Annotated in this window: 22 protein-coding genes; 12 read left to right on the forward strand and 10 right to left on the reverse strand. The window is 60.6% G+C overall.

Features of this window, described 5'->3' with window-relative positions; translation table 11 throughout:
- The first annotated feature begins 266 nt into the window (after positions 1-266).
- Positions 267-998, forward strand: coding sequence for a TetR/AcrR family transcriptional regulator (locus tag KUIN1_RS12420; protein ID WP_032653677.1), 732 nt, complete (start codon positions 267-269; stop codon positions 996-998).
- A 17-nt stretch (positions 999-1,015) separates the two neighbouring features.
- On the opposite strand, the gene KUIN1_RS12425 is transcribed toward KUIN1_RS12420, so the two are convergent.
- Positions 1,016-2,329 (reverse strand): APC family permease, encoded by a 1,314-nt coding sequence (locus KUIN1_RS12425; protein ID WP_116830532.1) that lies wholly within the window; start codon positions 2,327-2,329, stop codon positions 1,016-1,018.
- A gap of 206 nt (positions 2,330-2,535) precedes the next feature.
- On the opposite strand from KUIN1_RS12425, the gene KUIN1_RS12430 reads away from it, so the two are divergent.
- From KUIN1_RS12430 to KUIN1_RS12445, 4 genes are all read left to right on the forward strand, one after another.
- A complete protein-coding gene (locus KUIN1_RS12430) occupies positions 2,536-2,778 on the forward strand; it encodes a hypothetical protein (protein ID WP_003405575.1) in 243 nt (80 codons plus the stop codon).
- A gap of 111 nt (positions 2,779-2,889) precedes the next feature.
- Positions 2,890-3,750, forward strand: a complete 861-nt coding sequence (locus KUIN1_RS12435; protein WP_024638830.1) for a CAP domain-containing protein — start codon at positions 2,890-2,892, stop codon at positions 3,748-3,750.
- Between the two features lie 174 nt (positions 3,751-3,924).
- Positions 3,925-4,356 (forward strand): DNA methylase, encoded by a 432-nt coding sequence (locus tag KUIN1_RS12440; protein WP_152092007.1) that lies wholly within the window; start codon positions 3,925-3,927, stop codon positions 4,354-4,356.
- A 2-nt stretch (positions 4,357-4,358) separates the two neighbouring features.
- On the forward strand, positions 4,359-5,093 hold the full coding sequence (locus KUIN1_RS12445) for a DUF72 domain-containing protein (protein WP_152092008.1): 735 nt from the start codon (positions 4,359-4,361) through the stop codon (positions 5,091-5,093).
- Between the two features lie 22 nt (positions 5,094-5,115).
- Here KUIN1_RS12445 and KUIN1_RS12450 read toward each other — a convergent pair whose 3' ends face one another.
- From KUIN1_RS12450 to mqo, 4 genes are all read right to left on the reverse strand, one after another.
- Positions 5,116-5,493 carry a response regulator gene (locus KUIN1_RS12450; protein ID WP_032653669.1) on the reverse strand — a complete coding sequence of 126 codons (378 nt, stop codon included), beginning with the start codon at positions 5,491-5,493 and terminating at the stop codon, positions 5,116-5,118.
- Complete coding sequence (locus KUIN1_RS12455; RefSeq protein ID WP_152092009.1) at positions 5,490-8,501, reverse strand: ATP-binding protein; 3,012 nt, start codon at positions 8,499-8,501, stop codon at positions 5,490-5,492. Before KUIN1_RS12455 ends, KUIN1_RS12450 begins: the two co-directional genes overlap by 4 nt.
- 374 nt (positions 8,502-8,875) lie before the next feature.
- Positions 8,876-9,112 (reverse strand): hypothetical protein, encoded by a 237-nt coding sequence (locus KUIN1_RS12460; RefSeq protein WP_152092010.1) that lies wholly within the window; start codon positions 9,110-9,112, stop codon positions 8,876-8,878.
- A gap of 156 nt (positions 9,113-9,268) precedes the next feature.
- The gene (gene mqo / locus KUIN1_RS12465; protein WP_024651478.1) at positions 9,269-10,912 is read right to left on the reverse strand and encodes a malate dehydrogenase (quinone); all 1,644 of its coding nucleotides are present in this window, start codon (positions 10,910-10,912) and stop codon (positions 9,269-9,271) included.
- Between the two features lie 889 nt (positions 10,913-11,801).
- Between mqo and KUIN1_RS12470 the strand changes: the two genes are divergently transcribed.
- From KUIN1_RS12470 to KUIN1_RS12485, 4 genes are read left to right on the forward strand one after another with little or no spacing between them, the layout of a single operon-like run.
- Positions 11,802-12,482, forward strand: a complete 681-nt coding sequence (locus KUIN1_RS12470) for a (2Fe-2S)-binding protein (protein WP_152092011.1) — start codon at positions 11,802-11,804, stop codon at positions 12,480-12,482.
- A complete protein-coding gene (locus tag KUIN1_RS12475; RefSeq protein WP_103753758.1) occupies positions 12,482-13,465 on the forward strand; it encodes an FAD binding domain-containing protein in 984 nt (327 codons plus the stop codon). Before KUIN1_RS12470 ends, KUIN1_RS12475 begins: the two co-directional genes overlap by 1 nt.
- Positions 13,466-13,474: 9 nt before the next feature.
- On the forward strand, positions 13,475-15,691 hold the full coding sequence (locus KUIN1_RS12480; RefSeq protein WP_003405554.1) for a xanthine dehydrogenase family protein molybdopterin-binding subunit: 2,217 nt from the start codon (positions 13,475-13,477) through the stop codon (positions 15,689-15,691).
- A 2-nt stretch (positions 15,692-15,693) separates the two neighbouring features.
- On the forward strand, positions 15,694-16,662 hold the full coding sequence (locus KUIN1_RS12485) for an XdhC family protein (RefSeq protein WP_011267647.1): 969 nt from the start codon (positions 15,694-15,696) through the stop codon (positions 16,660-16,662).
- On the opposite strand, the gene KUIN1_RS12490 is transcribed toward KUIN1_RS12485, so the two are convergent.
- Positions 16,643-17,266: a nucleotidyltransferase family protein gene (locus tag KUIN1_RS12490; protein ID WP_024659720.1), complete on the reverse strand. Its 624-nt coding sequence runs from the start codon at positions 17,264-17,266 to the stop codon at positions 16,643-16,645. The genes KUIN1_RS12485 and KUIN1_RS12490 overlap by 20 nt on opposite strands.
- Before the next feature lie 141 nt (positions 17,267-17,407).
- On the opposite strand from KUIN1_RS12490, the gene KUIN1_RS12495 reads away from it, so the two are divergent.
- Positions 17,408-17,992, forward strand: a complete 585-nt coding sequence (locus tag KUIN1_RS12495) for a flavin reductase family protein (protein WP_024638824.1) — start codon at positions 17,408-17,410, stop codon at positions 17,990-17,992.
- 233 nt (positions 17,993-18,225) lie between these two features.
- Here the strand turns inward: KUIN1_RS12495 and KUIN1_RS12500 are convergent, their stop codons facing one another.
- Positions 18,226-19,617 (reverse strand): aldehyde dehydrogenase family protein, encoded by a 1,392-nt coding sequence (locus KUIN1_RS12500; protein WP_024642552.1) that lies wholly within the window; start codon positions 19,615-19,617, stop codon positions 18,226-18,228.
- 101 nt (positions 19,618-19,718) lie between these two features.
- On the opposite strand from KUIN1_RS12500, the gene ptrR reads away from it, so the two are divergent.
- On the forward strand, positions 19,719-20,594 hold the full coding sequence (gene ptrR / locus KUIN1_RS12505; protein ID WP_152092012.1) for a putrescine utilization regulator PtrR: 876 nt from the start codon (positions 19,719-19,721) through the stop codon (positions 20,592-20,594).
- Here the strand turns inward: ptrR and KUIN1_RS12510 are convergent.
- Positions 20,591-21,685, reverse strand: a complete 1,095-nt coding sequence (locus KUIN1_RS12510; RefSeq protein ID WP_172980053.1) for a tartrate dehydrogenase — start codon at positions 21,683-21,685, stop codon at positions 20,591-20,593. The genes ptrR and KUIN1_RS12510 overlap by 4 nt on opposite strands.
- Before the next feature lie 124 nt (positions 21,686-21,809).
- Between KUIN1_RS12510 and KUIN1_RS12515 the strand changes: the two genes are divergently transcribed.
- Positions 21,810-22,724, forward strand: a complete 915-nt coding sequence (locus KUIN1_RS12515) for a LysR substrate-binding domain-containing protein (RefSeq protein ID WP_152092014.1) — start codon at positions 21,810-21,812, stop codon at positions 22,722-22,724.
- A 7-nt stretch (positions 22,725-22,731) separates the two neighbouring features.
- Here the strand turns inward: KUIN1_RS12515 and KUIN1_RS12520 are convergent, their stop codons facing one another.
- Positions 22,732-23,886: an ABC transporter ATP-binding protein gene (locus KUIN1_RS12520; protein ID WP_152092015.1), complete on the reverse strand. Its 1,155-nt coding sequence runs from the start codon at positions 23,884-23,886 to the stop codon at positions 22,732-22,734.
- Positions 23,883-24,698: an ABC transporter permease gene (locus KUIN1_RS12525; protein WP_003405538.1), complete on the reverse strand. Its 816-nt coding sequence runs from the start codon at positions 24,696-24,698 to the stop codon at positions 23,883-23,885. Before KUIN1_RS12525 ends, KUIN1_RS12520 begins: the two co-directional genes overlap by 4 nt.
- Positions 24,699-24,701 lie beyond the last annotated feature (3 nt).

Here is a 24,701-nt window from a genome sequence, read left to right on the forward strand (position 1 = left end):
GAATATCGCCGTCTGACATACCTGAACTCCGCTTTTGTGTAGGCCACTTCCAGCGGCAGGTGGTTGTCTCTCCTATTTCGGATACGATGTATCCGAAATAGGGTTGTGTCAATAAATCAGATCATTCACAAGGCAGCCAAGCAGACGGACGGTGATCCAGGTTGGCGCATCACCGGGGTGGCGGTAATCGATCACGTTGGGCTTATAATCTGCAAATGACTGAAGACCTGAATTGCCAAGCCGTTCCTGGAAGCCCTCGCTGGTGGATGAACCGCGTACGTCGCGTGGAAAAAAGCAGAAGTCGAGGCAGGCCTTCCGTTTCGGCAGAACGGATCATTGCAACTGCCCTGGAGGCGGTCGACGAGGTCGGCGCGCAGGCGTTCAATATGCGCATGCTTGCGGAGCGGCTCGAGTCCGGTACAGCGACGCTCTATCGGCATTTCGCCAGCAAGGACGAGATACTGGTTTACGTGGTCGATAGCGTGCTGGGCGAAATGAGTGCGGATCAATCCGATGCCGCTGAAGGAGCACCGCAGGAGCAGGGCGGCGATGAGCATGCCTGGCAAAAAGCCTGCGCATCAGGCGCCGAACGCCTTTATCGCGTATTGCGCAAGCATCCGGGTATCTTGCCGCTGTTGGTGTCTCAGATACCGATCGGACCTAACGGGCTCAAGCGCCGCGAGCAGGGCATTGCGTTGTTTCTGGCCAACGGGTTTCCTGCCGAACTGGCTGCCCGCGCCTATACGTCGGTCGCTCACTATGTACTGGGCTTCGCCATACAGCAGCATTCAAACGTTGCAAGCAAAGCCTCGGACGGCGAGGACCTGGTCGAGTTTTTCTCCGCACTGGATGCGGATGAATACCCGGCGATTGCGGCTGCCGGACGCCATTTACCTGGCGTTTCCGTGGAGGATGAGTTCAGGTTCGGCTTGCAGCTCATCATCGACGGTCTGGATCTTGCGCTTGCCGGGCTCCAGCAAGGCACCGGCAAGCGCTGAAGCAATGACTGCGCCGTTCAGCGGGGATGCGAAGCGAACGCCGAGCTGCCCAGCCGGGTCAGTCCGTAAAGCGCAGCACCGACCGCCAGCATGATGCCTGCCCGCAGCCAGGTTTCCGGACCTTGCTGAGTGAGCAGCAACAGGCACGAAAGAATGCCCAGCAGCGGGATAACCCAGTGGACCTGAAAGTGCCCGGCTTCGACCTTGTCGCGCTTGAGTACCAGCACGGCGATGTTCACGCTGAGAAACACGAAGAGCAGCAACAGCACGACGGTTTCGGCGAGGATGGTCAGGGTGCTGGTGAAGGACAGGGCAATGGCCACCAGTGTGGTCGCCAGAATTGCCAGCCCCGGCGTGCGCCGCTTGGGCAGCACCGAACCCATCACCGCAGGTAACAGGCCTTCGCGCGCCATGCCGAAGGTCAGTCGGCTGGCCATGATCATGGTCAGCAGTGCGCCGTTGGCCACCGCAATCAGTGCAATGACCGCAAACCACGGCGCAGGTATGCCAAGGCCCGAGGCACTGACCACGTCCATCAGGGGGGCTTGCGAATCCTTGAGTTGCTCGACGGGCAGGACCATCGCTGCGCCCATGCCAACCAGCATGTACACCGCACCCGCCGCCAGCAGCGCGCCGAACAGGGCACGTGGATAGACCTTGCGCACGTCCTTGATCTCTTCGGCTAGATTGGCCGAGGTTTCAAACCCCACGAACGAATAGAACGCCAGCAGCGATGCGCCGAGAATCGCCGTCGCAGGCGAGGCGCTATCCAGTTCGAACACGCGTTGCGGCACGCCTTGGCCCTGGCTGACGAACCACACGGCTGCAGCGATGACCATCAGCAAACCGCTCAGCTCGATGACCGTCATGACCAGGTTGGCTGAAAGCGATTCCTTGATACCGCGTGCATTGAGCAGGCCGACGATGACCAGAAATGCCACGCAGACCCACTGCGCAGGCCAGTCGAGCAGCGCCTGGAAGTAGTCGCCGGCGAACGCCACGGCCAGCCCGGCAGCGCTGGTAACGCCTGCTGCGACCATGGAGAAGCCAACCAGAAACGACAGCAGCGGCTTGCCGAAGGCTTTTTCGGCGTACACCGCGGCACCGCCCGCACGCGGGTATTTGGTCACCAGTTCGGCGTAGGACGCTGCGGTCAACAAGGCAAAGCACAGGGCAATCAGCAAGGGCGCCCAGATGGCTCCGCCGACGCGTCCGGCGATCGTGCCGGCCAATGCGTAGACGCCAGCCCCGAGCACGTCGCCAAGGATGAACAGGGTCAGCATGGGCGCCGTGATTGCCCGGCGCAGCGATGAAGTCTCGGCAGTGGCCATGGTCAAGGATTCCTTTCTCTACAGGTGCGGGTATCAACAGCAGAGCGTCGCGCGACAGGTAAATTCAAAACGATGGTGGCTGGCCTGGACCAGCGGCGCCGTTTGCCTGCTTGACGCTGAAATAAACGCTGTTGGCAAAAAAGGTGGAGCATTGCGTCGCGCAGAGGTCTCAATGAGACATTTGATGGATCAGCCAAGAGGCGAACATGAGTCATAGCAGCCAACAACAGTTCAGGTCGGTCTGGGCAACCCTGCAAGTGTTACGCAAGGAAGTGGCTGATCTGCAGCTCAGTGAACTCGAGCGTGCCGAAAGCCTGCGCGGTCATCAGACGGTGGACGACAGGGAGGTCATTCAACAATCGTTCGCGGCGCTGGAACAGGCCATCGATGATATGGAAGTAACGCTTGCTAGCATAGGTGAGGCCACTGGAGAGATCGGCAAGCTTTGAGCACATGGCGGTACCGTACTCAAGTGTGCAGCGTGAACCATGAGCGATTTTTCGGGTCTTACTCGGGCTCTGAAATGCATGCCACGCCTTTTCCTCTCCGAGTCCGTTCTCATGCCCGCATTGCCCCGTTGTTCCTGGCGCATCTGGTTGTATCTGGTCGCTCTGTTGCCGATCTGCGCGAGTCCTGTCAGTGCTGCCGAAGAACGACAACTGGTCCAGGCAATCAATGATTTTCGCGGCCAGCCGCAGCGTTGCGAAGCGCGTATGACAAACATCTCCAGAGCCCTGGCGCTCAATTCCAGCGTGGCACTGCCGATCGGTTTCAGCGGTAATTTACGTGACGCACTCAAGGCAGCCGGCTATCAGGCGGTCACTGTGCGGACCGTACGACTGGCCGGTGTGCAAAGCGCCGACGCAGCGTTCGACATGCTCAGGAGCCGCTACTGCGGCGCGTTGCTCGACCCGCAATACGCGGACATCGGCATCACCCGGCAGGGGAGCGACTGGCGTGTGGTGCTGGCGAAACCGTTGATCGACGAGAGCCTTGAAGACGCGCGCTCGGCTGGACGGGCGCTGCTGGCGCAGGTCAACGCCGCGCGTGCCAAGCCGCGCATGTGTGGCAAGCGGCCTTTCCCGTCGGCTCGGCCGTTGAGCTGGAATACCACCCTGGAAACGGCCGCGCAGGGGCACAGCCAGTCTATGGCCAGCGAGAATTACTTTACCCATCGCGGTTTCGATAATGACTCGCCGGCAGATCGTGCGCGTGCTGCCGGTTACGGCGGACGGCAGATCGGTGAAAACATCGCCGCGGGGCAGAGCACGGCCAGCAAGGCCATGGCGAGCTGGCTGGCCAGCCCGGGGCATTGCGCCAACCTGATGAACCCGATGTTTACCGAAGTCGGCGCGGCTTATGCGACGGCTACCCATGCTGATTACGGTGTGTACTGGACCATGCTGTTTGGTGCGCCCTGATCAGCAGCCAGCACCGTAGCGATCTTGCTCACCTGGCAGTCAGGCCGTGTACCGTTTGTCGCCTGTTCGATGTTATTTGAAAACCGCCACTGATGAGCAAGGGTCGGTTGTACCACAAGAGGCGCGCTTGAACGGTGCGTCCGGTGGCAACGTCAGCGAGGTGTAACAGACGCCATGAAACGAACCATTGATGCTGCAGAGCTGAATATCTGTTTCAGCGAGGACCTCGAAAAGGTCTTATTCAAGTGGTTCGTTGCCAGCTTTCTGATGGGCAAGCGCATTCAGGCAGACATTGCCTGCGAGGCCTATCGCGTTATCGTCGAGAAGCATCAGCGTGACACTCCGCGCAAGCTTGCTCACTGCACTCACCGGGAACTGGTCGCCATGCTGGGGCAGGCACATTATGTGCGCTACGACGAGTCAACGGCGCATCGACTGTCTGCACTGTGCGCAAAGCTCAATGACGAATATGCGGGCAAGATAGGTCGAATTCGCGAAGTGAGTGAGGATCGGAAGCAATTCGAGAAGCGACTCTGCGAGTTTGCCGGTGTCGGCCCCAAGACTGTTGAGATATTCATGCGCGAAGCCGGCAAGGTGCTGTATTGATTATGCCGCCAGTTTATATCGGTTGTGCAGGCTGGAGCCTTGCGCGTGAGTACTGGCCCGACTTTCCTGAACAAGGAAGCCATTTGCAACGCTATGCTTCGCGCTTCAACGCGGTCGAGATCAACAGCTCGTTCTATCGCCCTCATCGCGCTCAGACCTACGCACGCTGGGCGCAGGCGGTGCCCGCCGGGTTTCGCTTCTCGGTCAAGATGCCGAAACTCATTACCCACGAACACCGACTGCGCGAGTGCGAGACCGTTCTGACCATGTTCCTTTCTCAATGCACTGCGCTGGGTGACAAACTGGGCTGTCTGCTGGTCCAGCTTCCGCCCTCTCTGGACTATGCACCGCAGGTAGCTGAGAGGTTTTTCAGAGCATTACGCAATCAGTACGCCGGCAGCGTGGTATTGGAACCGCGCCATGAATCCTGGCGGCAGGCTCAGGCGCTGCTGATCGAGCATCACATTGCGCAGGTAGCCGCCGATCCGTCAGTGATCAGTGAAGGGCACCTGCCCGGTGGGTGGCAGGGTGCTCACTACTGGCGCCTGCACGGGGCGCCGAAAATTTATCACAGTGCCTATTCCGTCGAGCATCTGGAAGGTTTGGCTGGGCGAGCGTCGGCGTCTGTGGCGCGGGAAATCGAGACTTGGTGCATCTTTGACAACACGGCCAGCGGAGCCGCCGTCCGTGACGCGCTCGCGCTGCAGGCACTGGTTGAGCGCAACAGGGCTGGGTAATAGGTGCGAACGGGTGCAGTGCTCAGACCTCAAGCAGCTCACTCAACGCTTCGCTCAGTTGCTCGGCACTGAACGGCTTGGCGACGCAACGCCGGTTGAGCCACGCGTCGGGGATCCCCAGCCGCCCGTACCCCGAACAAAACATGAAGGGTATGCCGCGATCGGCAATGGCGGCGGCTATCGGAAACGAGTTGCCGCCGATAATGTTGATGTCCAGGATGGCCAGGTCGTACTCGCCGTTACGCGCATATTCGACGCCGTCGTTCAGCGTGCTGGCGTGGTAGGCGGTCGCAAAACCCAGATCCTCGAGCATCATCTCCATCAACATGGCGAGCATGGTCTCGTCTTCCACCAGGAGCACTTTGGGGTGCGAGGTCCGGTCGTCTGATTCTGAACTCATAAGCGGCTTTCCGGTTTGTCTGGCCAGGGAATCAGCATTGACCAGATGATTCCTGTACGGGCGAACTGAATGTCGGCCTGGCCTTTGAGCTCTCGCTCGATGCTGCGGCGTATCAAGCGCAAGCCAAAGCCTTTCACCGTGGTTGCGACGACCGGCGGGCCGCCTGTTTCCTTCCATTCGATCTTCAGCGTCGGGGGAGTGTGTTCGGCAGTCAGCGTAGAGGTCACTGTCACCTGACCTGAGGCCGAAGAAAGCGCACCGTGTTGCACTGCATTGGCCATCAGTTCATGGAGCACCATGGAAAGCGTCAGTGAAAAGCGCGGTTCCAGGGTCACTGGGTCGCCTTCGAAACAGATGCTGTGTGCCCCCGAGTCCACCTCCTGCAGTTGCTCTATCAGGTCGACCAGTTCGGTGGAAATCCATTCTGTACGCGCCAGTGCATCGTGCGCCTGGCTCAGGGCAAACAGGCGCGCGCCGAAGCTCTTGTGAAAGGATTCCAGTGACGCAGAGCTGTTGACGGTGAGAGAGGCTATGGCCTGAACGGTCGCCAAGGTGTTTTTTACCCGATGATTCAGTTCGTTGAGCAATCCGGCGCGGGTCAGCCGGTCTTCCAGTTGCTGGCGTTCCAGTTTGCTGGAGATCGATTGCGCCAGCCGATGGGTCGTACCGCTCTGCTTTAAAAATGTCGTTTCGCCAATACTGTCCGCCCCCTGATGTACGGGCAGGGTGAAGGAAAATACGCTTCCCGAATCCAGTGAGCTGTCGGCCCACAGACGCCCGCCGTGGGCCGTGATAATGCCCTGGCAGATATACAGGCCCAGGCCGTTGCCGCGTGGGTTGCCTTCCTTCACGGACCAGTAGCGCTGGAAAATGAAAGGCAGGTGTTCGGCCGGAATGCCTATGCCGTCATCACTGACCCTGAACAGCACTTCGTTCTGATCGGCTACCGCATCGATGTTGATTCGGCCACCTTTTGGGGTGAACTTGATGGCGTTACCGACCAGATTGGAAAGTACCTGAAAGATTCGTTCCGGGTCCGCATCGATCACCAGGCCTTGCGCGGCGGTGCAGTTGAGCTCGATGTTCTTTTCGGTGGTCAGCATCACCAGCAGGCTGCAGGCTTCTTCCAGCAGGCTGGTGACACTCAGCGGCAGGCGCGAAAGCTGGTAGCGGCCGGCTTCGATCTGCGCGGTATCGAGCAGGTCTTCCAGGAGGCTGTTCATGCGCGTCGTGGCTTTCTCGATGGTGCCCAGCGCACGCCGGATGTTGCGATTTTCAAAGTGTGTGTCGCCCACCGCCCAGCTTTGCATCATGCCGCACTGCATGATGATGATCGACATCGGGTTACGCAGGTCATGGGAAACCACGGCGACCAGCTCATCACGCAAACGGACCGCTTCCTGTTCGCGCTGCACCTGGCGCTCCAGGTCGCTTTCCAGAGCAGAACGACGAATGTCTTCAGCGCCATAAAGATCTGCGCGCGACCACGGGCTGGCAATGCCGGTAACCTCTTGCTCCCAGACATCGAAAGACTGCCTTGGGTGCAGACGATGACTCGCGGAACTCTCCGGACGGGTACTGACGTGGTGGGTCGGGTTACCGCTCCAGTTCATCGTGGAGGTGAGTTGGGCGCGAAACCACATCACTGCATTATCAATCGGCTTGGGCAGCGTGAACGCGATGACGCCGCTTGCGATGTCTCTGTAAACGGCGCTGTCGGAAAGCTCCCTCTGCATGGAGTTGGTGTGGAAAACCCCCAGACCCTGCAAGCCCGTCGCCCGCTGTCTGGATCGCTGATTGGCCAGGCCGGTGTCGCGTATCCAGGTGTACAGCTCACGCACCTGTTCGATTGAAGGGCAGGTGCCGAACAGATAAACCTGATCGTCAATCAGCACCGCGGCACCGTCTGCCAGGGTCAGCGACATGAGAAGCTCGGGCCGGCTCACCAGTCCGTCGAGTACTTCATGATTGGCGCGACTCATGGCGTCTGCCAGTTGCCCGAGCAGGACAACTTTCTCTTCCCGCTCGCGCTGGATATTAGTCGCGACAATGGCGGAAATTTTCACCGACAGTAACTGACCGATCATCGCACAGGCATCGCGCAACTCTCTGGACACCCGCAACGGTTCGGGGTGGCCGCAGGCAACCAGGCCCCAGAGCTCGCCGCCGTCCAGCAAGGAGATACTCATCGACGAGCGCACGCCCATGTTCTTGAGGTATTCGCAATGCACCGGGGACACGCTGCGCAGCGTCGAGAAACCCAGGTCGAGCGGCTGCCCGGTCGCCGGGCGCAGTGTCGGTATCAGAGGTACGGGAACATAGGTGGCGTCCGGAATCACACGGATCCAGTTCAGCCGATACAGCTCTCGCGCCTGGGCGGGAATGTCCGAACCGGGGAAGTTCAGGCCGCTGTAGCTGGGCAGTGGCCCGGTCAGTGCCTGCGCAACGACTTGGCCATGGCCCTCGGGCTCGAACCGGTAAATCATGACCCGGTCGTAACCGGTAAGCGCCTGAATCTCGTGCACACTGATATCGAACAGTGTTTCCAGCGTCGTGGCTGCCTGCAGGTTGCGCAATACCCGGGTAATGATTCTGGACTGCCCATGACCGGTTTCCACGAAGGGCTCCAGCTCGATTATCAGCACATCGTCGGCACGCTGCAGCGAGGCACTGTAGTGGGCTGTTCCGATCGTCAGTTTTATCGGGTCAATGTGTGGGGCAGCGGGGTGGCCGTACGCATGGTCGATGAGGGCCGACTGTTCGGGCGATAACAGCCATGACAAAGGCTTGCCCAGCAACTCGTCAGCGGCCATTCCGAATTCTGTTGCGCAATTGGCGCTGACCTGCTCAATGCAAAGGGGATCGCCTGCAACGCTGAGCAGTACGCCATGCGGCTGAATCGCGCCAGGAACACGGATCGGCTCTCGGGCACATTCGGCAAGCGCAGCTTCAAGCGCTGCGTCAGGCTTTGCATCCAGCATGTCCTTGATCAATTGCGTGAACTCCATAGGGTGTTTCAGCCGGGAACAGCCAGCCGCTGCTTGGTACGAAGTGCAGTCGTTCAACGCTAAACGCGGTTCAGATGGTTTTTTTGTCGGCCGCAACGAAAATTTGAGCGGCCAGCGGCCCGGATGGACAGCGCAAGAAAATGCGAGGTTGCCGCGAAAGTGCGGCGTGGAGACCTGGATAATGCGCTCTGCTGATACAAGCCAGAGATGGAAGGAAGTAGGCCACCATAACAGGTGCCAGTTGCGCGCGTAACTTTAACTGACTATGGCGGAAAACGCCTGCAGGTTGGCGGATAGGGGCTTTCAAGGCCCTGCCTGCCAGATTTACCGGGTTGTGGGTTACAGGTGAGTCGCGGGCGGACCCACCTGAACAATCAGCCCTGGCCGTTCAACTTGCGTTCCAGCTCACGATTTTTAGCGCGAAGTGTTTCGGCATCCTGCTCTTTTTCCTTGATGGACGTCGGGGTGATGACCTTGTCTACGCCTTCGGTTTCGGGGTTTTCCTGCGCAATGTCCTTGCGCACCACATCGACCGGCTTGCCGGACTGGTCTGTCGTTGGCGCGGACTGTTCAGGCGTGTGGCTGGAAGGCTTGTCAGTATGCTTGCTCATTGCAGTTCCTTTCTGTGTGTCGTCCTGCTTGGAGGAACGAACGGCGCGAAGAGTTCGACGTGTTTTCATGTCGGCACGGTTTGCGTGAGAAAGCAGCTGAAAAAAAAAGCCCCGCCAGACAAGGTCTGGCGGGGCTTTGCTCAAGCTCTGAAAGCCTTAGAGCGCCATGTCACTGGCTGGATTGCTTTTCGCTGGCTGTGCAGCAGGTGCAGGTGTTGGAGCATTACCTGTCTTGTTCACCGGCGGCGGTGGAGTCAGTTGCAGGACTTCGGCGGTGTAAGCCCATTCCTCGGCAACACGGTCCGGATTGTTGTTCAGCTTGGTGCCGTAGCTAGGCACGATCTGGTGCAGTTTTGCCTGCCATTCCGGAGTCGCTACCTTGTCCTTGAAGACTTTCTCAAGTACGCCCAGCATGATCGGCGCTGCAGTCGACGCGCCTGGCGAAGCACCCAGCAGGCCGGCAATGCTGCCGTCCTTGGAAGCAACGATTTCGGTGCCCAGCTTCAGAACGCCGCCTTTCTCTTCGTCACGCTTGATGATCTGTACGCGCTGACCGGCTTGCATCAGGCGCCAGTCTTCTTTCTTGGCGTTCGGGAAGTACTCTTTCAGGGCAGCGAAGCGATCGTCGTCAGACATCATCACCTGACCGGCGAGGTATTCGATCAGCGGGTACTGTTCGATACCAACGCGAGTCATCGGCCACACGTTATGCGTGGTGGTGCTGGTCAGCAGGTCGAAGTAGGAACCGTTTTTCAGGAACTTGGTCGAGAAGGTCGCGAATGGGCCAAACAGGATCACGCGCTTGCCGTCCAGAACACGGGTGTCCAGGTGCGGAACCGACATGGGTGGCGCGCCAGTCGACGCGATACCGTAGGCCTTGCCCATGTGCTGCATGGCCAGGGTCTGGTTGTCAGTGACAAGCCACGAACCGCCGACCGGGAAGCCGCCGTATTCCTTGGCTTCAGGAATACCGGATTCCTGCAGCAGATGCAGCGCTGCACCGCCGGCGCCGATGAACAGGAACTTGGTGTCGGTCTCGGTAACGGTACCGTCTTTCAGGTTCTTGTACTTGACGCGCCAGGTGCCGTCGTCGTTGTGATTGATGTCTTCGACTTCGCTCGACAACTGCAGATTGAAGTTCTGCTTGGCTTTCAGGTTGGCGACGAACTGACGAGTGATCTCGCCGAAGTTGACATCGGTGCCGATCGGGCTCCAGGTCACGGCCAGCTTCTGCGCCGGGTCACGACCTTCCATCATCAACGGGACCCACTTCTTGATCTGCTCGTGGTCTTCGGAGTACTGCATGCCGCTGAACAGCGGGCTGGCTTGCAATGCTGCGTAACGCTTGCGCAGGAACTGGATGTTGTTGTCGCCCCACACGAAGCTCATGTGCGGTGTGGAGTTGATGAACGAACGCGGGTCTTTCAGGACGCCGGTCTTGACCTGCCAGGACCAGAACTGACGGGAGATCTGGAACGCTTCGTTGATCTCGATGGCCTTGGAGATGTCGACGTTGCCGTTCTTGTCTTCAGGGGTGTAGTTCAGTTCGGCGAGCGCCGAGTGACCGGTACCGGCATTGTTCCAGCCGTTGGAGCTTTCTTCGGCAACGCCGTCGAGGCGCTCGACCATTTCCATCGACCAGCTCGGCTCCAGCTCGTTGAGCCAGACAGCGAGGGTTGCACTCATGATGCCGCCGCCGACGAGCAGTACGTCGACTTTCTTGGTTTCAGCCGCCTGCACGGGCATCAGGCCCATGGAAATGGCCAGACCCAGGAGGGCCGTGTTCACTTTCTTAAACATTCTGTCATCCATCTGATAAACGCCATCCGCCGACTACTCCTGGGGAAACGGCCTGTCACATGCATCGAGCCTGCGACAAACACTCGCACCCACGGGGACTAGAGGTGGACATACAAGGCCAATATAATACCGCTCGAGACCTCAATTTATGTCCTGCTGCGCTGACTTCTTATCATCATTGGATTCAGCGTCATGAGTGACATTTGCTCTGTTGGTGCGCTGCGATGCCCGAGGGTCTTGCCCTCTGAGCCACGTGCGAAGACACACCTGGTCAGCCTGTTCACGGAGTCTGGGACGCCGCATCGGAGCATGGAGGCACGCCTGACGCGCAATTTTATGTACGCGTACTGCGCCACATCCTCGGTGGCATACCGGCAAAGACGCGGTATTTTCGCATAATGTGCACCCCGGTTGCGAGGTGCCATCATCAAATTGGCCACGAATGCGTTGATTTAGACACTTCACAGCCTTCCACTGCCTATCTGTATCGGCATTTTCGCCCGGGTCTTTAGCCGTCAGACGGATATGGCCCTCACTCGGTCTGCAACCCGCTCCGAACAACGCGCTCATCCGGCTCCCATGCATTCATGAGCCAGGCTCATAACGGCGTGTGACCTTGGCTGGCTAATCAGCGCGCTGACCTCCTGTTAGGGTCCGTACTCGGCTGTCATGCGGGTGGCGGCAATGTCCGGATACAGACGCCCGTCAAACAGTTGGAACTTTGGAGGCGCTGACCAGTTAAACACTTATAACGGGTGATAGCGTTTTGGCTTTGATTACCCCCGAAAATAAAGGCAGCACGTCAGTGAGCAGGAGTACGCCCGGGCCGCTGACCACACCATAACGCCCGTCGCTTTACAGCAGCGACGGCTATTACCGAGTGATCCTGATGACCGAACCCAAGAAGCACAAGGAAACTGCTGTCGACAGCAGTACCGTGCAGCCCTCACGCCGAAACTTTCTGAAGTTCGGTGCCTCAGGCATTGCTGCGGCCACGCTGTCTACCTGGATCCCCTCCGACGGCATGCTGCAGGCGGCGCCTCTGGCACCTGCGGCTCCCGTGGTCGAAGACAGTGACGCGCCCGCAGCGGGTGAGCAGCGCATCCAGTTGAAGGTCAATGGCCAGGTTCATACCCTGAACGTGCCGGCCAATGCCGTTCTGCTCGATGTGTTGCGTGACCGCCTGCAACTGACGGGCACCAAGAAAGGCTGCGATCACGGCCAATGCGGCGCCTGCACGTTGTTGGTCAACGGCGTGGCGATCAACTCCTGTCTGTCGATCGCCGTTCAGCATCAGGGCGACAGCATTACCACCATCGAAGGGCTGGCCGAGAACGGCAAGCTGCACCCGGTACAGGAAGCGTTCTGGGAACACGATGCCTACCAGTGTGGTTATTGCACCTCCGGACAGATCATGAGCGCGGTCGCGATTCTCAAGGATCCGAACATTGCGTCCGACGACGCCAGCGTCAGAGAGGCCATGAGCGGCAATATCTGCCGTTGCGGTGCCTACAAGAACATTCTGTCTGCCGTGCAATCTGCGCGCTCGAAAATGGGAGGTGTCGCCTGATGCGAACTTTTGACTACGCTCGCGCCGCTTCGCCCGCGCAGGCTTTCAGCACAGCGTCCGGTGAAGGGCAACGCTTCTATCTGGCCGGTGGCACCACACTGCTGGACCTGGTCAAGCTCGACGTGATGCAACCGCAGCAACTGGTGGACATCAACCATCTGGCGTTGAAGCAGGTCGAGTCGCTGCCCGATGGTCGCCTGCGCATCGGCGCGCTGGTCAGCAATACCGACCTGGCCAGCCACCCGCTGGTGCAGCAGCGCTACCCGGTGTTGTCCGAGGCGATTCTTGCCGGTGCTTCGACCCAATTGCGCAACAAGGCGACCACCGCCGGCAATCTCATGCAGCGTGTACGCTGCCCGTATTTTCGCGATGGTATTTCCGCCTGTAACAAGCGCCAGCCGGGCTCTGGCTGTGCAGCCATTGGCGGGATGAACCGCAGTGTGCACGCAGTGCTGGGCACCAGCGAACACTGCATTGCCACGCATCCGTCAGACATGTGTGTCGGCATGGCGGCCATCGGCGGGCAGGTTACCGTCCAGGGCGCCAACGGCTCGCGGGATATCCCGCTCGCTGACTTTCATTTGCTGCCGGGTGATACGCCAGAGCGCGAACACGCGCTGGCGCCCCATGAGCTCATCACGCATGTGACCCTCGACGCGCCGCTGTCAGGCAGCCGCTCTTCTTACCTGAAGCTGCGCGACCGAACCTCTTACCAGTTCGCCCTGGCATCCAGTGCCGTGATTCTGGTGATGGACGGCAAACGCATTACCGATGCGCGCATTGCGCTGGGCGGCGTGGGCACCAAGCCGTGGCGTGCCCCGGAGGCGGAACGTGCGCTGATTGGTCAGCGTGCCGACCCGGACACCTTTGCGCAGGTCGCAGCGCTGGCGATGAAGGGCTCGCGGGCCTATGAACACAACGCCTTCAAGATCCCGCTGGGTCAGCAGGTCATCGTCCGCAACCTTCGTGACCTCACGGCCTAGGAATTTCTCATGAGCGAAAACATCATTGGTGTGCCGCAGCGTCGTATCGACGGCGGCAAGAAAGTCAGTGGTCAGGCGCGCTATGCCGCAGACCATCCGATGGGCAAGATGCTTTACGCCTATGGCGTCTACAGCACCATCGCCAACGGGCGCGTGCTGGCCATAAAGGATCAGCAGGCCAAGGCGATGCCTGGTGTGGTCGATATCTTTCATCATGACAACTTCCCCACGCTGCACCGTACTCCGAACACCAAACTGAGCTTTGCCAAGATGCTCTCGGCCAGCAAGGCGGACGAGCATCGCCTGCCGTTCGAGGATGACCGTATCTACTACCCTGGCCAGTTTGTGGCCCTGGTGGTGGCCGAGAGCTTCGAGCAGGCGAGGGCGGCGGCCTATCGCGTGACGGTGGATTACGACGAGCGTCCGGCGGTCAAGGACCTTGCCGAAGGCATGCGCGTCAACGGCGCCCGCGATGGCGGTGCCGGGCACAACCGGGGCAACCCGGACAGCGCGTTCGATGGCGCAAAAGTCAAAGTCGACCAGACCTACACCACGCCGGTGGAAGTACACAACCCGATGGAAATGCACGCCAGCACCGCCTGGTGGCAGGACGGCAAACTGTTTGTCTATGAAAGCACCCAGGGCGTGGTCAACCACCGCAACCTGCTGGCCAACGTCTTTGACCTGTCCCCCGACCGGGTGGAAGTGCGCGCGCCCTTCATCGGCTCAGGGTTCGGCGGCAAGCTGTGGCCGTGGCCGCATTCGGTCGCAGCGTGCGCCGCTGCCAAAGTCACCGGGCGACCGGTGCAACTGGTGTTGCCACGTGCGCAGATGTTCACCACGGTGGGCCACCGTCCGGAAACTCGCCAGCGCCTGCGTCTGGCCACCGATGCGAGCGGCAAGCTGGTGTCGATTCGTCACGAGTCGTTCAACAACACCTCGATGCTCGATGACTACACCGAAAACTGCGGTGGCGTGACCAAAAGCCTGTATGCCTGCGATAACGTACTGGTCAGCCACAAGATCAGCCCCATCAACCGCGGTACGCCGACCTCCATGCGTGCGCCGGGCGCGGCACCGGGTCTGTTTGCACTGGAGTCGGCCATTGATGAAATGGCGCTGGCCAGTGGCATGGACCCTCTGGCATTCCGCAAGCTGAACCTCTCTGACAAGGATCAGAGCGCAGGCCTGCCGTGGTCCAGCAATCACCTGCCTGAAGCCATCGACAAGGCCGCCGAACGGTTTGGCTGGCAGGCACGCAAGGCCGACGTCGGTTCGATGCGCGAAGGCGATGAAATCATTGGTTACGGCATGGGCGCCTGCAATTGGGAAGCCTATCAGGTGCCCACTGATGCGCGGGTCATTCTGCGTTCCGACGGCACGGCTCTGGCTCAGTGCGGCTTGCAGGACATCGGCACCGGCACCTACACCATCGTCGCGCAAACCGTCAGCCAGTTGACCGGCATTCCCATGGAGCGCGTCGAAGTGGAACTGGGCAGCTCGTCGTTCCCGGCAGGCCCGGTGTCCGGTGGCTCGTGGGTCACTGCCAGCGTAATGCCGGCGATTGCCGGCGCCACCCGCGAAGCGTTGCAGAAACTGCGCCAGTACGCCGTCAGCAAGGATGCCGTGTTCGCCGGACAGGACGCCGAAGCGATCAAGGTCGAGAACGGTCAACTGGTCATGGGTGAGCAGCGTGCGAGCTTCGTCGATGTGCTCAATGGCCAGCGTCTGTCGCGTGCCGAGGGCACTTTCCAGAGTGGCATGCCTGAGGCCGGCAAGTACTCATTCCGCTCGTTCGGCGTGCATTTTGTCGAGGTGCGCTGGGACCCGGGCATTTCCAGCCTGCGTGTTTCGCGGGTGGTCAGCGCCATTGACGTGGGCAAAGTGGTCAACCCGCTGGCGGCACGCAATCAGGTGGAAGGCGCGATTGTGATGGGCATCGGCATGGCCTTGTTCGAGGCCGGTGAATACGATCCGCGCAGCGGCATGCCGGTCAATAACAACTACGCCGAGTACGTGGTACCGGTGCATGCGGATCAACCGGACATCGACGTCCTGCTGCTCGATTATCCGGACTACAACCTGGGTGAATTCGGCGCACGAGGTATCGGCGAGATCGGTGTGACCGGGCTGGCCGCAGCAGTGGCCAACGCGGTGTATCACGCGACCGGCAAACGGGTGCGCAGCCTGCCGATCAGCAAGGAAAAACTGATGGCAGGGTTGTAACAATGAAACAGCTTGATTTGCAGGTAGTACAACAGGCGCGTGACTGGCTGGCCAGCGGCAAGGCGGTCTGGCTGTGCACGGTTCTTTCCACGTTCGGCTCGGCCCCACGCGGGCCGGGTGCGATGCTGGTGGCGCTGGGCAGCGGTGAGCATCGCGGCTCTCTGTCGGGTGGTTGCGTGGAAGAGGATTTTCTCGAACGCGTTGCCGCGGGGCAGTTCGAGCCGGTCAATCAGGTGGTTCGCTATGGCGACGGCGGCTTTGCGCCAACGCGGGCCTTGCCGTGCGGCGGTGTGCTGGATGTGCTGATCGAGTTCATCGCGCCAAAACCTGAGGCCGATGCACATCTGGCGGCCATCGAGCAGGCGCTGGCCGGGCGCGAACTGGTCAGCAGGCAGGTGCACCTGGGCGGTGTGCAGAGAGAGATCGGGCCGGCGACGATGGGCGAGTCGCGTGTGCAGGTCGATGGTGAACGGATCAGCATCCGCATGGGCGCGGTGTATCGTGTGCTGCTCGCCGGGCTGTCGCCGGTGGCAGAGTTCTGCGCCAGTTTTGCCGTTGCGATGGGCTATGAGGTCATCGTCTGTGACCCTCGTGTCGAAGTGACCTCAGGGTTTTCAATGCCAGGTGTCGAGGTGCGTGGCGTGTTGCCTGCGGTGTTCATTGCCGAGGGCGGCTGCCACAGTTCGACGGCCGTGCTGGCGCTGACGCACGATCCGAAGCTGGACGATCTGAGCATGCTCGAGGCGGTACGTACCGAGGCGTTCTACATAGGTGCAATGGGCTCGATGCGCACCAGCAGCAAACGTCTGGAGCGTCTGGGGCGGATTGGCGGGCTGGACGCTCAGGTCCTGGACCGGATCCACGCGCCGATCGGCCTGAACCTGGGCAGCAAGACGCCTTCCGAGATCGCCATTGCGGTAATGGCCGATATCCTGCGGGTAGCCAACGGTGTCAGTCGTGCCGAGGTGTAAGGTGTTGCCGGCAGGCTTCTGCCAGTGCTGAAGGGGTGTCGGCGTCGCGCAGGATGCCAGGGTCATCGCAATACAGTAGGTCACACGCCTCGGGGTTATTCGTGATCAGGGCCTTCGCGCCCTGATCGCCTTCCAGTTTCAGCAGTGCCGGCCAGAATCGTCGACCGATGATCACCGGATGGCCACGCTGGCCTTCATGCATTGGCAGGACGATGCGCTGGGGATCGGCCATTCTGGCCAGGTCATGCAGGGTCTGTGGCTGTATCCAGGGCATGTCCGCAAGAACAACGGCAACCGCATCGGCAGAGGAGTCCATCACTGCCGCAACGGCGCTCGCCAGGCTGTGGCCCATCCCCAGTTCGACCTGTTCGCTGCGGATGATCGTGATGTTCGAGGCAACTCCCAGCGCATCCGCCTGGTCATCAGGGCGCAATACCACCGCCGTTTTGGCGAATGCGTTTTGCGCGTTTTCCAGGCTTGCCGTCAGCAGGGTCCGCCCGCACGGCAGAAGCGCCTGCCGCTTGTCACCGGCAAAGCGCCTGCTGCGGCCGGCTGCGAGGACCAGGGCGAACACTTCGGGGATCTGGCTGTCTATGCTGCTCAATCCGAAACCTTATGAGTGGGTGAAAGGAGAGGGCGCGTGCGGTTTGCGCGGCGCACCCTGCAGTTCTGCCGATGCACGCACAATGCCTTATTTCGCTGCCTTGCCGGTAGCGGCACGAATCATGTTTTTCGAGGGTTTCAAGTGGACAATCATATTCGTCCTGTCGAGCTGGAAAAAGCCTACCGTTTGCTCAACCACGGGCCGACCGTGCTGGTCTCATCCAGCCACGAGGGCACGCATAACGTCATGGCTGCGGCCTGGGCCTGTGCGCTGGACTTCTCGCCACCGAAGGTGACGCTGGTCATCGACAAGATGACCAAGACCCGCGGACTGGTGGAGAAGAGCGGCTACTTTGCCCTGCAGGTGCCCAATCTGGATCAATTGCAGATGACCTTCGACGTCGGCACCCAGAGCAAGGTCTTCACTCCGGACAAGCTGGACAAGGCCAATGTGGACCTGTTTCGCATCGACGGGCATGACTCGCCGCTGGTGGCCGGATGTTCGGCCTGGCTGATCTGCAAGGTCATTCCCGAGCCGCACAATCAGCAGACCTACGACTTGTTCATCGGTGAAGTGGTGGGCGCCTGGGCTGACAACCGCGTGTTCAACGACGGGCACTGGGAATTCGAAAAGGCCGACCCGAAATGGCGCAGCCTGCATTACGTCGCGGGCGGGCATTTCTATACGATCGGTGAGCCTGCGGTGGTGGATACGGGCGACGAGTAATCGCGATGTCTGGCCCTGACGATCCTCGCCGACCGTAAGGGCCTCTTCGTGAGCAAGCTCACTCCCACACAAGCACACTCATTGCTCCCACAGATGGCTCCCGTGCTAGCGAGCTTGCTCGCGAAGGGGGACTGACTGATCAGTCAATACTCAGCGGCTACACCTGCTCCTTGGTGAGCAACGCGAATCGCCATCCCGGCCAGTCCCGCAAGGGCTTTGTATCTTCTGCACCCTCAGTGACGATCCCGCCACACAGTCTGTGCATTGCAGAACTCGCGTACTCCAAAGTGCGACAGCTCACGGCCAAAACCGCTTTTCTTCACACCACCAAAGGTCACGCGCGGGTCTGAAGCGCTGTAGCCGTTGATGAACACACCGCCGGTTTCCAGTTCCTCGGTCATGCGCTCTGCCAGTTGCAGGTCGCGGGTATAAACCGTCGCGGTCAGGCCGAAATCACTGTCATTGGCCAGCTCCAGAGCGTGCTGCGCGTCGCGGGCGGTGATGATCGACGCAACCGGCCCGAACAGCTCCTGCCTGAACGAAGTCATCCGGTCGGTGACGTCACCGAGCACGGTCGGCTCGTAATAATTGCCCTGGCCTTCAGCTTTTTTGCCGCCCAGCAACAGCGTGGCGCCTTCGGCGAGCGTGTCCTGTACCTGGGCATCCAGCTCGTCGCGCAGATCGAAACGCGCCATGGGGCCAATGTAGGTTTCGCCGGAAAGAGGATCGCCCGTTACCAGTTGACGCGTTTGCTCGACGAACCTGCGGGTGAACTCCTCGACCACGCCTTGCTCGATGATCAGACGCTTGGCCGCTGCACAGACCTGCCCGGTGTTCTGGAAGCGGCCAATCACCGCGGCCTTCACAGCCTGATCCAGGTCCGCATCATTGAGCACGATGAACGGGTCGGAGCCGCCCAGTTCCAGCACGCACTTCTTCAGTGCCGCACCGGCCTGGGCGCCGATGGCCTGGCCGGCACGCACGCTGCCGGTCAGAGTGACAGCTGCGATGCGCGGGTCGGCAATGGCGTTTGAAACGCCTTCCGGGGTCACGTTGATGACCTCGAACACACCCTCCGGGAAGCCGGCACGCTTGAAGGCGCCGAGCATCAGGTAAGCGCAGCCCATTACGTTGGGCGCGTGCTTGAGCACATAGGTGTTACCGGCCAGCAGGGTCGGAATCGCGCCGCGCAGCACTTGCCAGATCGGAAAATTCCACGGCATTACCGCGAGAATCGGGCCCAGCGGACGGTACTCGATCCGCGCCTTGTCATGCTCGACCTGAGTTGCTTCGGCCACCAGCATCGCCGGGCCTTGTGCCGCGTACCAGTCGCACAACTGGGCGCATTTCTCGATCTCGCCTCGGGCCTGGGCAACGGGCTTGCCCATTTCCTGGCTGATCATGCGGGCAATGTTTTCGACGTCATCGCGCAGGGCCTGGCCCATGGCGACGATCAGTTGCGCACGTTGCTGAACCGGCGTGCGCTTCCAGCCGGCAAAACCGGCAGCCGCACGCGACAGGCTTTGATCCAGCGCGGCGGCGGATTCGAAGGCATAGTGGCCGATCTGCTCGCCGGTGGCAGGGTTGATCGAGATTGCATGGGTGTTGCTGGTGACAGTAGTCATTGCGCCATCCTGTTGAGGTGGAAGTGGGACCAGAATATAGGCGTGCAATGCTTTCTAAAACTGAATAATAATGAGCGTAACGTTCATGTTTGGAGAATGATATGGATCTGATTCAGCTGGAGATCTTCAAGGCAGTGGCTGAACACGGCAGCATCAGCGCCGCCGCGCAGCACATCCACCGGGTGCCCTCGAACCTGACCACACGCATCAAGCAGCTGGAGCAGGATCTGGGCGTCGACCTGTTCATTCGCGAGAAGCACCGCTTGCGCCTGTCTCCTGCAGGCTGGAATTTTCTCGACTACACGCGACGCATCCTGGATCTGGTGCAGGAAGCGCGTTCTGCCGTGTCCGGGGAGGAGCCACAGGGGCCTTTTGCACTGGGGTCGCTGGAAAGCACGGCTGCGGTCAGGATTCCTGCGCTGCTGGCCGCCTACAACCAGCAGAACGCCAAGGTCGAGCTGGACCTGTCCACCGGCCCGTCCGGAACCATGATCGACGGCGTGCTGGCCGGTAGACTGGTGGCTGCGTTCGTCGACGGGCCGGTGCAGCATCCGTCGCTCGACGGCGTGCCGGTCTTCGAAGAGGAAATGGTCATCATCGCGCCGCTCAATCATGCGCCGGTCAAGCGCGGGCGGGACGTCAGCGGAGAGAGTATTTATGCGTTTCGTGCCAACTGCTCGTACCGCCATCACTTTGAACGCTGGTTCACCGATGACGCGGCAGTGCCGGGCAAGATCCATGAAATGGAGTCCTACCACGGCATGCTCGCCTGCGTCAGCGCCGGTGCCGGGCTGGCGCTGATGCCGCGCAGCATGCTGGAAAGCATGCCCGGCTGCGCCACGGTCAGTATCTGGCCGTTGTCCGAGAAGTTTCGCTACCTGCACACCTGGCTGATCTGGCGCCGGGGCACGGTGTCGCGCAGCCTGACCCGCTTTGTCGAGCTGCTGGAACAGCGCAGCGAACCGGCGAACGTTTAACGGCCTGCAGAAACCCGCTCGGCAATCGCCGCACCCACGTGCTGAGTCGAAAGCGTGCCGCCCAGATCCGGCGTGACGTCGCCGTTGGCGATCACTTGCTCGATGGCGGTGATGATCTCGTCATGGGCCGCAGTGAAGCGTTGATCGCCCTGGCCGAGGAATTCGAGCATCAGCGCACCTGACCAGATCATGGCGATCGGGTTGGCGATGTTCTGGCCGAAGATGTCCGGGGCCGAGCCGTGAACCGGTTCGAATAGCGACGGGAAGTGGCGCTCGGGATTGAGGTTGGCTGACGGCGCAATGCCGATGGTGCCTGCGCAGGCCGGGCCGAGGTCGCTGAGGATGTCGCCGAACAGGTTGGACGCCACCACCACGTCGAAGCGCTCGGGTTGCAGCACGAAACGGGCGCAGAGAATGTCGATGTGTTGCTTGTCCCAGCTGATGCCGGGGTACCGGCTGGCCATCGCTTCGGTGCGCTTGTCCCAGTACGGCATGCTGATGGCCATGCCATTGGATTTGGTCGCCGAGGTCACGTGCTTGCGCTCGCGTTTGCTGGCCATCTCGAAGGCGAACTTGAGAATGCGGTCGACACCACGACGGGTGAATACCGATTCCTGCAACACGAATTCGTTGTCGGTGTTTTCGAACATGATCCCGCCCAGCGACGAGTATTCACCTTCGGTGTTTTCCCGGACCACGACAAAGTCGATGTCGCCCGGTTTGCGATTGGCCAGCGGGCAGGGCACGCCGGGAAACAGCCGCACCGGACGGATATTCGCGTACTGGTCGAATTCGCGGCGAAACTTGAGCAGCGAGCCCCACAGCGAGATGTGATCCGGGACCTTTTCCGGCCAGCCGACGGCGCCGAAGAAGATCGAGTCAAAGCCTTTGAGCTGTTCGAACCAGTCGTCCGGCATCATCTTGCCGTGTTTCAGGTAGTAATCGCAGCTGGCCCATTCGAAGTATTCGAACTCCAGTTCCAGCCCGTGCCGTGCGGCAGCGGCCTGCACCACGCGTACCCCTTCGGGCAGCACTTCCAGGCCGATGCCGTCACCGGCGATGGCAGCAATACGCAGTTTCTTGTTGTTCATGGCGGCGCTCTCTCTGAATCGATCCATTACGGGTGTGCGATGAATGAGTTGCACAGGCCATCCATGCTATAAGCGCACGATATAAAGATAATCAGCTGATTAATGCACTGAGAAAACACGAATCGTGAATAAATACCCCAGCCTCGATGATTTGAATGTGTTCGTTCATGTGGCCCGGCGTTCAAGCTTCGTCGGGGCTGCGGATGAGCTGGGCATGTCCGCGGCCTACGTCAGCAAGCGTATTCGTTTGCTGGAGCAGGGCATGGGTGTGGTGTTGCTACACCGCTCGACCCGGCAGGTGTCGATTACCGAAGATGGCGAGCGCGTCTACGAGTGGGCCAAGGGCATGCTCGATTCAGTGCAGCAGATGGGTGACGAAGTGGCGGCGCTGCACGGCGAGCCGAGTGGCTTGTTGCGGGTCGTCAGCAGTCAGGGCTTTGGCCGCCGTTTCGTCGCGCCTGCGTTGTCGGAGCTGGCGGCGCGTTATCCGAAGCTGGATATCCGCCTGGACATTCAGGACCGGCTGGTCGATCTGATCGAGGAGGGCGTCGATCTGGATATCCGCGTCGGCAATGAAGTCGCCCCGCACCTGCGCGCCAGGCATCTGGCCAACAACTGGCGGGTTCTGTGCGCGAGCCCCGGCTACCTCGACGTTCATGGCACGCCGCTTAATCTTGGTGAGCTGGCCAATCACGATTGCCTGGTGATCAAGGAGCGCGACCGGCCATTCGGCATCTGGCACCTCAACGGGCCGCAGGGTGCCGAAACCGTCAAGGTGACCGGCAGCCTGTCTACCAACCACGGCGAAATCGCCCGTCAGTGGTGCCTGGACGGGCGCGGGGTGTTGCTGCGTTCGCTATGGGATGTGCGCACTGACCTGGCCGAGGGCCGGCTGGTTCAGGTGTTGCCGGATTACCGCCAGGATGCAGACATCTGGGCGGTGCATACCTCGCCGCTGATGAGTTCGGCCAAGGTCCGCGTCACGGTGGAGTTTCTGCGCGACTACCTTGCCCTGCATCCTTCACCCGTCAACCACTAAGGCACTATCAGTGCGTGCCGGCGGCCTTGTTCAGGTCGCTGTCGGTCCACTCGGTGTAGATGCACGCGTCTGCGGCCGCCCAGCGCACGCGCACCGGGTCGCCCGCCTTGAGCGACATGCCGTTCGCGGAAAGCGCTTTGACGGTCATGGCAGTGCCTCCGGCTGAGACCACCGAGCATGTCTGGCTCTCGCCGAGAAAAAGCACTTCAGTAACCGTGGCGCTTACCTCGTTCCAGCCTGCTTCAAGCGGCATGGCCGCTGCCTGGGACACGCTCAGCGCCTGGGCTTTCTCCGGGCGCACCATGAGCAGCACGTCCTGATCGGTCTTGAGCCCCGCGGTCAAGCGAATCGCCAGTGTGCTGCCTTCGAAGGTCGCTACGGCATTGCCCTGGGCCTTGAGCCTGAGGAAGTTCGAGTTGCCGAGAAACGAAGCGACGAACGCATTCGGCGGATCCTGGTACAGGTCATAGCCCGAGCCCAGACCGACAATCTTGCCATGGCTGAAAATGGCGATGCGCTGTGACAGGCGCATGGCTTCTTCCTGGTCATGGGTCACGTAAACGATAGTGATGCCCAGGCGACGATGCAACTGACGCAGTTCGTCCTGCAGGTCTTCGCGCAGCTTCTTGTCCAGTGCGCCCAGAGGCTCGTCCATCAGCAGGATGCGCGGCTCGTAGACCAGCGCCCGGGCGATGGCGACCCGTTGCTGCTGGCCGCCGGACAATTGCGACGGGCGCCGATGAGCAAAGGCTTCCAGCTGAACCAGCTTGAGCATCGCATCGACTTTCTTCTCGCGCTCGGCCGCAGGCAGCTTGCGGATCGCCAGTGGAAAGGCAATGTTGTCGCGTACCGACAGGTGCGGGAACAGCGAGTAGCGCTGAAACACCATGCCGATGTCGCGCTTGTGTGGCGGCACATTCACCAGCGATTTGCCACCCACCAGAATCTCGCCCGAGCTGGGCGTTTCGAAGCCGGCGAGCATCGACAGCGTGGTGCTTTTTCCCGAGCCGCTGGAGCCCAGAAAGGTCAGGAATTCACCGTCCTGGATGTCCAGGGAAATGTCGTCGACAGCGGCGAAATTTCCGTAGTGCTTGTTCAGATTACACAGGCTGACCAGTGTGTTCTGGTGCTGATGGGCGGGGTCTTTGATCACGGCACTCATGACGTACTCCTGGCTTCGTTGCGGCGACGCAGGGTCGCGGCGATGAACATGATCAGCACCGACAGGGCGATCAGCAGCGTTGAGGCGACGGCGATGACCGGCGTCAGGTCCTGACGCAGGGTGGTCCACATTTTCACGGGAAGGGTTTGCAGGGTCGGGCTGGCCATCATCACGCTCAGCACCACCTCGTCCCACGACACCAGGAACGCGAACAGCGCGCCGGCCATCATGCCCGGCCGGATCCCGGGAAAGGTCACCTTGTAGATGGCCTGCAAGCGTGAAGCGCCGCAGATGACCGCAGCATCCTCGATGGACTGGTCGAACAGCTTCAGCGAATTGATGATCGAGATGATGGTGAACGGCAACGCGACGATCACATGGCTGACGACGAAGGAAAACAATGTGCCGGTGTAACCGAGCTTGAGAAACAGCGCGTAGACCGCGACGGCGATGATCACCAGCGGCACGATCATCGGCAGTGTGAAGACGCCGTACAGAAAATCACGCCCCGGAAACCGGCCACGCACCAGTGCGAACGCGGTGGGCAGGCCCAGCGCCACCGAGGCGAGGGTGGTCAGGATCGCGACCTTGAAGCTGGACATGGCCGCGGCCATCCAGTCCGGGTTGGAAAAAAACTGCTGATACCACTTCAGCGTCCAGCCGGGCGGCGGGAACACCAGCCACTGCGAGGAACCGAACGACAGCAGGACGATGAACAGGATCGGCAGCAACAGGAACAGCGCGATCAGGGCGGTGGTCAGGTACAGGCCCGTACGCAAGCCGGGGCTCATGGCATTGGGTGTCAGGAGCATGGC

Origin of the sequence: Pseudomonas sp. KUIN-1 (genome assembly GCF_009176725.1) — a bacterium.
Lineage (GTDB): Bacteria > Pseudomonadota > Gammaproteobacteria > Pseudomonadales > Pseudomonadaceae > Aquipseudomonas > Aquipseudomonas fragariae.

Coding starts and splice junctions, on each gene's coding strand:
- KUIN1_RS12420 (WP_032653677.1), top strand. CDS start 267: ATGAACCGCGTACGTCGCGTGGAAAAAAGCAGAAGTCGAGGCAGGCCT.
- KUIN1_RS12425 (WP_116830532.1), bottom strand. CDS start 2,329: ATGGCCACTGCCGAGACTTCATCGCTGCGCCGGGCAATCACGGCGCCC.
- KUIN1_RS12430 (WP_003405575.1), top strand. CDS start 2,536: ATGAGTCATAGCAGCCAACAACAGTTCAGGTCGGTCTGGGCAACCCTG.
- KUIN1_RS12435 (WP_024638830.1), top strand. CDS start 2,890: ATGCCCGCATTGCCCCGTTGTTCCTGGCGCATCTGGTTGTATCTGGTC.
- KUIN1_RS12440 (WP_152092007.1), top strand. CDS start 3,925: ATGAAACGAACCATTGATGCTGCAGAGCTGAATATCTGTTTCAGCGAG.
- KUIN1_RS12445 (WP_152092008.1), top strand. CDS start 4,359: ATGCCGCCAGTTTATATCGGTTGTGCAGGCTGGAGCCTTGCGCGTGAG.
- KUIN1_RS12450 (WP_032653669.1), bottom strand. CDS start 5,493: ATGAGTTCAGAATCAGACGACCGGACCTCGCACCCCAAAGTGCTCCTG.
- KUIN1_RS12455 (WP_152092009.1), bottom strand. CDS start 8,501: ATGGAGTTCACGCAATTGATCAAGGACATGCTGGATGCAAAGCCTGAC.
- KUIN1_RS12460 (WP_152092010.1), bottom strand. CDS start 9,112: ATGAGCAAGCATACTGACAAGCCTTCCAGCCACACGCCTGAACAGTCC.
- mqo (WP_024651478.1), bottom strand. CDS start 10,912: ATGTTTAAGAAAGTGAACACGGCCCTCCTGGGTCTGGCCATTTCCATG.
- KUIN1_RS12470 (WP_152092011.1), top strand. CDS start 11,802: ATGACCGAACCCAAGAAGCACAAGGAAACTGCTGTCGACAGCAGTACC.
- KUIN1_RS12475 (WP_103753758.1), top strand. CDS start 12,482: ATGCGAACTTTTGACTACGCTCGCGCCGCTTCGCCCGCGCAGGCTTTC.
- KUIN1_RS12480 (WP_003405554.1), top strand. CDS start 13,475: ATGAGCGAAAACATCATTGGTGTGCCGCAGCGTCGTATCGACGGCGGC.
- KUIN1_RS12485 (WP_011267647.1), top strand. CDS start 15,694: ATGAAACAGCTTGATTTGCAGGTAGTACAACAGGCGCGTGACTGGCTG.
- KUIN1_RS12500 (WP_024642552.1), bottom strand. CDS start 19,617: ATGACTACTGTCACCAGCAACACCCATGCAATCTCGATCAACCCTGCC.
- ptrR (WP_152092012.1), top strand. CDS start 19,719: ATGGATCTGATTCAGCTGGAGATCTTCAAGGCAGTGGCTGAACACGGC.
- KUIN1_RS12510 (WP_172980053.1), bottom strand. CDS start 21,685: ATGAACAACAAGAAACTGCGTATTGCTGCCATCGCCGGTGACGGCATC.
- KUIN1_RS12520 (WP_152092015.1), bottom strand. CDS start 23,886: ATGAGTGCCGTGATCAAAGACCCCGCCCATCAGCACCAGAACACACTG.
- KUIN1_RS12525 (WP_003405538.1), bottom strand. CDS start 24,698: ATGCTCCTGACACCCAATGCCATGAGCCCCGGCTTGCGTACGGGCCTG.